Annotated in this window: 2 rRNA genes; both read right to left on the bottom strand. The window is 54.3% G+C overall.

The annotated features are described in order from the left end of the window. Positions 1-95 (bottom strand): 5S ribosomal RNA (rrf, locus tag AC0LWN_RS32835); the annotation flags it as partial. A gap of 134 nt (positions 96-229) precedes the next feature. Then, a 23S ribosomal RNA gene (locus AC0LWN_RS32840) occupies positions 230-328 on the bottom strand; the annotation flags it as partial.

The raw sequence follows: 328 nt of genomic DNA on the forward strand, positions 1-328 counted from the left end.
CAGGACCCTTCGGTCCAAGTACCATCGGCGCTGGAGGGCTTAACGGTCGTGTTCGGGATGGGTACGCGTGGAACCCCTCCGCTATCGCCACCAAACGTGCGCTTGTGGAACAAGCGCCGAGCGTCACATTCGGTCGTTCACGGCTGTGCCGATGAATGTGTGCGCGATTGATTGTTCAGGCTTGATCGCCTGAAAACTGAATCCGAAACGAAATCTGCGTATTAGTTCTTTGGATAAGCCCTCGACCGATTAGTATTGGTCAGCTCCACACGTTACCGTGCTTCCACCTCCAACCTATCTACCTCGTCGTCTTCAAGGGGTCTTACAT

Source organism: Paenibacillus sp. sgz302115 (genome assembly GCF_056120445.1).